This window comes from Ancylothrix sp. D3o (genome assembly GCF_025370775.1).
Classification (GTDB): Bacteria; Cyanobacteriota; Cyanobacteriia; order Cyanobacteriales; family Oscillatoriaceae; genus Ancylothrix.
In genome coordinates, this window is sequence record NZ_JAMXEX010000068.1 from 1 (window position 1) to 5686 (window position 5686).

Annotated in this window: 5 protein-coding genes and 1 pseudogene; 2 read left to right on the forward strand and 4 right to left on the reverse strand. The window is 44.0% G+C overall.

Annotated features, from left to right (window positions below; translation table 11 throughout):
• Positions 1-272 (forward strand): annotated as a pseudogene (locus NG798_RS26630) (hypothetical protein); the annotation flags it as partial.
• A 327-nt stretch (positions 273-599) separates the two neighbouring features.
• Here the strand turns inward: NG798_RS26630 and NG798_RS26635 are convergent.
• The 4 genes from NG798_RS26635 to NG798_RS26650 all read right to left on the reverse strand — a co-directional run bounded on the left by NG798_RS26635 (position 600) and on the right by NG798_RS26650 (position 4510).
• Positions 600-1442 (reverse strand): hypothetical protein, encoded by an 843-nt coding sequence (locus NG798_RS26635; protein ID WP_261226747.1) that lies wholly within the window; start codon positions 1440-1442, stop codon positions 600-602.
• 184 nt (positions 1443-1626) lie between these two features.
• Entirely contained in the window at positions 1627-3000 is a 1374-nt protein-coding gene (locus NG798_RS26640) for a hypothetical protein (protein ID WP_261226748.1), read from the reverse strand.
• A 9-nt stretch (positions 3001-3009) separates the two neighbouring features.
• The gene (locus NG798_RS26645; protein ID WP_261226749.1) at positions 3010-3426 is read right to left on the reverse strand and encodes a hypothetical protein; all 417 of its coding nucleotides are present in this window, start codon (positions 3424-3426) and stop codon (positions 3010-3012) included.
• Complete coding sequence (locus NG798_RS26650; RefSeq protein ID WP_261226750.1) at positions 3419-4510, reverse strand: ParM/StbA family protein; 1092 nt, start codon at positions 4508-4510, stop codon at positions 3419-3421. Before NG798_RS26650 ends, NG798_RS26645 begins: the two co-directional genes overlap by 8 nt.
• A 178-nt stretch (positions 4511-4688) precedes the next feature.
• Here NG798_RS26650 and NG798_RS26655 point away from each other — a divergent pair, with 178 nt between their 5' ends.
• Entirely contained in the window at positions 4689-4829 is a 141-nt protein-coding gene (locus NG798_RS26655) for a hypothetical protein (protein WP_261226751.1), read from the forward strand.
• Positions 4830-5686 lie beyond the last annotated feature (857 nt).

Genomic DNA, 5686 nt, shown 5'->3' on the forward strand with positions numbered 1-5686 from the left:
CGCGCGCTTCTCGTCGAGAACGCATTGCTGCTTGGTGGACAGCCCAACGAACCCCAGAAGAAGTGGCTGCACCGGCACCCAATCAAACCCCAGACGAACTGGATGCACCGGCACCCGAATTCACTCCAGAAGAAGTGGCTGCACCGGCATCCCAACCGACAGAGGAACAATTGGTTGCACCGGCACCCGATGAAACCCCAGAACTGGTTGCACCGGCACCCAAATCAACCCCAAAAGGGAAGAAAGGCCAGCGCAAATCCAAGAAAGTTTAGCCTCCAGATCCGACACACGGACTACCCCGTGTGTCAGTCGCCCCGGTGGGGGCTTTTTTTTTCATTCCAGATGCCGGGGTAATGGGTCGATGGTGGGAATGCTCACTGTTTTTTTTCCATCCCTGATGCCGGTGGTGAAAACCTCCATCTGCGGGGTTTTTTGTTCATCTTAGGCGCCGGTGGTACTCACCTATTCTGGGGTTTTTTTTTCATCCCAGATGCCGGTGGTGGGAAGAAATTGCCGGGATTTTTGTTCATCTCAGATGCCGGTGGAAACTGTAGTCTGGAGTTTTTCACCACAAGGGGAAGCCATCCAAAGCAAGCTCCTCAAAATGGGATATCACCCACTAAAAGCTGTTGTTCATCCTCATATTCTTCGGTGGGTTCAACATCCTCTAATAAAGGACGTTCACCTAAAATGCTAGAAATTGCTGTGAATGCTTTATTCACAAATCGCCAATAGCGTGACCGGCTGATTAGGAAAAATTTATAACAGCCGGCTCTAGGGGAACCCGCAGGCTCTTTTAAATTGATGGCTGCCGTAAATTTAATTTTGTCCTGTGATAGCCGTTGCATTTCTACCCAGAATAATTTAGGGAACTCCAAACTATATAATTCCCCTCGCATCTGAGAAGCTTTAAAGGTGGGCCGGCTTTCCACTTCAGACCAAAATTCCTGCCATTTTGATAATTCCCCAACATCCCAACAATTAAATAAATGTCGGTTTTTTACCAAAACATGAGGCATTCTTGACCCGTAAGTTTCTAGTGATTGCATGAATAATTCCATACTTTCAGCATTAACACCGGCCACCCACCACAACCACAAACCAATACCCTCCCGAGACGCCAAATCAAATAAATCAACTGCTTGCCACCACGCTTGTATTTCGTGCCAACAATGGGGGGGAAGGTTGACAACGGCTAACCCTCCATCTATGGCAAACTGTAGAATCTCATCCCCCCAGTATGCCGCTTCTGGTAAAGGAGGAGGGGATGAACAAAATAAGCGATTATCGAAGTAGCAACCAGCATCTTGTTTTGGATCTGCATCCACCAGGCCGGCATAGTCCCCCAACCATTCACACAACACCCGGCTGACTACCGACTTACCGACAGCGGGGAGTTCCCCTCCTACTATATGAATTGCTCCTTTCAATTCAGATGCCATGAGAACCTCTTCTTGAAGAACAGAGTACCGATCTGGTGCCGGTGATACCGATAATCAATTGGCGAAAGATGGGCTTTCAGGTAGGCCGGTGATACCAAAATTGGCGAAAGGTGGCGGCGAGAGATAGGCCGGTGAGGGCAACTGTTTCTTGCTCACCACCCAACGGGGCCGGTCAACCTCGAAATCAACTTGTCACAGATGGCCGTTCAAATAGGCCGGTGGCATCAAAGGAGGCTGACACATCTTTGAGGAATTTACGAGTACGGGATGCACCGGCAATACCCAATAATTGAGGATTGGCAGCAAAGTTTTGGAGGGGAACTGTCGCTCCTGATATTTTGGCCGCGTCGTATAACATCGGCAAATCAAATTCCTTAAATCCATGCTGCTGTTTTGCTTTCTGGTATTCATCTGAAGCTGCAAATTTTTCCCACACTTCGCTGTTACGATTTAGTCCAAAATTACGGACTAAAACATGATTTACACCGGCTCCCCATTGCCCCAAACTTTCGTAGAACAGGCGCATACTATCGGGGCTACCATTGCTGACAAACCACACAATTAACTCAATATTCGATTCAGCCGCCACCAGAATTAAATCAGTATTCTTCACCCACTGTTCTAGTGCGGCTCCAACTGAGGCCGGTAGATTAACTACCACATCCCCATATAATGCAGCATTTAGAATCTCATCAGCTTTGCTAAATAAATCAGTGGCTTCTGAGAAAAAGCCTTCTAAACACCGCTCACCTAATGCCGTAGAATACGCATCTTTGACATCTGGTTTACTGCGGTCAGCATCAATCAACCGAAAATCTTGACGGTCTAATACTGCATCCAGATAGTGAATCATTGCTTTGCAGCCGGTGGATTTTCCTACACCTCCTGATTCCCCACTCCAGAAATGGATGCGTTTTTTGGTTCCTGCCGTTTTGGGTACATAACCTTTAAGCTTTGAATCTTTTGTCGGCGCTGAAGGAGATAAAGGCTGGGACTGAACTGGATCTATAGATTCTGCTACTGTTTCCGATTCAGAAGCCTGCTTCAGTTCTATTGTCGATGCCGGTTCTACGAGATTCTCAGATTCCACTTCAGAAGGCTGCTTCAGTTCTATTGTCGATGCCGGTTCTACTACCACTTCAGATTTTACTGGAGGCTGCAACTCAACTGAGTTAACCTCTTCGGATGCCGGCTCTGGTTCCACTGTCTGCTCTGGTTCTACTGTCCAAGAGAAGTCTCGCTCGTACACCGGTTCTACTGTCTGCTCTGCTTCTAGTGCCGGACTTGAGTTTGGTTGGTACACCGACTCTACTTTGTACTCTGGTTCTACTGGCTGTACCATCTCTTCTGGCGGTGCGGATTTTCCTAATTGCCCCGCCTGCGTTTGCAATTCGCCTGACTCCACCGGCCTCTCAAGTTCGTTTGTTACTACCTCGGTTGTCATCGGGTTAGGTGTAAATTCTGTTTCAACTGCTGGCTGTAAAGATGCTGGTTCCTTAGCAGCCTGCTGTTCAACATCTTTAGGAACTGCTTTGTTACTCGATTTAACCCTTGCCATAATTTCCTCCTATTGTTTCTTTTTCACGAAGTTTTGCAACATTTGACCACGTTGACCCCCCGATAGCCCCTCTTCAGGCAATGCTCTTTCACTTTTTTTATCCCCATAAAACTCATCAAATCTTGACTGCCCTTCATTTCCCTTTTGGACAATAATTAAAGATGGGGCATTAAGAGAAAGTTCTTCCCTCAACAAATCCAGTTGATAGCCTAAATTCCTCAACTCTCTTAATCCAACTGTTTTGAGAAATTGAGAATTAATTTGTGCTTCCTTTAACGCTATAGGCAACCAAAATGCCCGTAATGCTTCTAAAATCATCTCTCTCCGCTCTCCTAATGGCACGGTTTTGAGATACTCAACTAAGTAAGCATCTTCCGTTCCATCTTCCGGCTGATAACGAAAACGAAAATCTTGTTGCTTAGGCATAAGTTTGGCCCTTATTCGTCGTATATTCTTCAATCAGGTATGTGTAAACTCCATACGCATCAGCTAATCGATTACCTAACAGGTATGTATCAAGCCGCGTAGGAATAGCAGTTTGGGCGTGCCAATCCAGCCGATAAAGAGAGCCAAATTCTTTCTCCAACATCGGCTTCAAATAATCAGCTGTTCCCCCACAAAAAATAATCATTCCTGAATCCTCTGGTATCGTATTCAACAACCACGATCTTAAAGCTGACCAATAACTTTGTTGCGCCTGCTTTATCGCTTTTTCTAATGCGTTTTCCTGCTTACCTCCCATTAATTCAGCCGATTTCAAATTCCAACTAGATGAAACAATTGAACCCAATATGCTGTTTTTATCTGCTCCTGTTTTATTGGCAACTAAACTCACCAATTTATCCATCCCTAATGCACTCGTCCCTCCTACATCTAATACACCTTTCCATGAAAGGAGAACTGAAGCATTCCGATAACCAATCATGGCAATCGTTAACACTCGTTGTTTGAGCAGTCGCGCATACTGCTGTTTGTAGGTCAATGACAGAAAAACACCAGCCCCTTCTGGTAAACATTCAAAGGATGATATCTGAATTTGATAGGGGCCGGTGGGGGTTTCAAACTTAGCTGCCATTAACTTTAAATCTTTCTCGAATTGCTCTGCTCCCGCCATCTCCCCTCCAGGTAGCAAGGCCCAAACAACCGCTTCAAATTTTGAGCCTAACTTCAACTTCTCGGCTGCTATCCATAACGCTGCTAGAGCTTTCCAGGGTGCTGTTGCTATTTTTAATTCAGCCAGCCTCGAATTTCCCCAGAATTTACGTTGTGCTAAATAGCCAATCGCTACATACTGGCCGTTATATCCTAACCAACAACTATTCTCAGGCTCCGCAGCACCAACAAAACTTTGTACATCTTCTACTGCTTCTATAGTAACCGGAATCACTTCCGGCTCTATCCAAAGTGAGATGGGGGGAGCATCCCCTAACCCATAAATGCACTTAGTTCCTGTTCCACCCAAATCCAACACAATAAGGAGCGATGCCCCTTGTGTATCTTTACTGGCCATTTTTCCTCATCAAGATTTTCAAACTGTTCTTGAAAAGCCTTATTTATCTCTCAAAAGCGACACTTGTACACAACCTAACTAAACAATCTTCTTCAGGAACAGAGAGTTAACTGACCACCATACTGTTCAGCCAGTGTACAGTTATCATCCTTGCTCCGAGCAACAAGAACACATGGTAATGATTGCGTTTTCCAACAAAAATGGTTTATGGCAACTACTCCAACAAGATTGGCTGCCTTTATTAGGAGCTTTAATTATTGACCCCAATTTGCAGTTGCCAATTAGCACTCAGATCAATCAACTTCAGATTGTTTTTTGAAGCTAAGCAATCATCAGCCTTGGCAAGAATCATCGACCATCTTGCTAGTAATACTAAAAAGGTAATGATTCTAACAAATTAGACAAAGCGTATTTTTACGCTGGCCAATGGGAATTGCTGCACCTCCCGTTTATGGAGTTACTACATTGTTCAGCCCTTTAGTTATCAGCTTCCCGTGAAGAATGCGACAAAAAGTGAAGCACCCTACGCTCGCCAATTAGCTCGGTAATGCTGGAAACTAAAAAATTGTTGGAATGCCTTCTTTAAGGGCACGCCATAGAGAGATAGACGTTGAAAACGCCACCATGAATCAGTATTAAGAGATGGTGATTTATTTGGCTTTCTCCTATCTTTATACGCCTTTGTAAATTGATGTGACTTCTATCTTAAGAAATAGAAATATTTAATAACCTTCGCTTTAGCAAACAGCCATAGTCAACTTTTTATAAAAAGCTTTTAACCCTCCAATAATACATCTAACTGAAATCCGAATGCTGTAAAAGTATAGCAGCAACTTGTTCCAAAACATATAATAAGGTTTCGCATCTTAATCTACGGCATAACAAGCAAAAGCTTACCAACAAAATCCATAATTCTAGCACTCCTAATTATCAATTACTAAGTCTAAACTCGCCTTGAACTACGATAATTCATCAAGTTCCAATATCTCCCCCCAATTCCCTAACGCTCAACCACTCACAACCAGAATGATACTACGCTAACACTACACAGCTTTACAAAACTTTATTTAAGAAAATCTTAAGTAATTATACTCAATTTATTTTTACCTTATAAACTGTGATTTTTACCTGATAAACTGCGGTTTTTACCTTGTGAATTAGTAATTGTAGAGCTTA

Excerpts from the sequence above, each read along its gene's own strand:
- NG798_RS26635 (WP_261226747.1), bottom strand. The coding sequence starts at position 1,442 with ATGGCATCTGAATTGAAAGGAGCAATTCATATAGTAGGAGGGGAACTC.
- NG798_RS26640 (WP_261226748.1), bottom strand. The coding sequence starts at position 3,000 with ATGGCAAGGGTTAAATCGAGTAACAAAGCAGTTCCTAAAGATGTTGAA.
- NG798_RS26645 (WP_261226749.1), bottom strand. The coding sequence starts at position 3,426 with ATGCCTAAGCAACAAGATTTTCGTTTTCGTTATCAGCCGGAAGATGGA.
- NG798_RS26650 (WP_261226750.1), bottom strand. The coding sequence starts at position 4,510 with ATGGCCAGTAAAGATACACAAGGGGCATCGCTCCTTATTGTGTTGGAT.
- NG798_RS26655 (WP_261226751.1), top strand. The coding sequence starts at position 4,689 with ATGATTGCGTTTTCCAACAAAAATGGTTTATGGCAACTACTCCAACAA.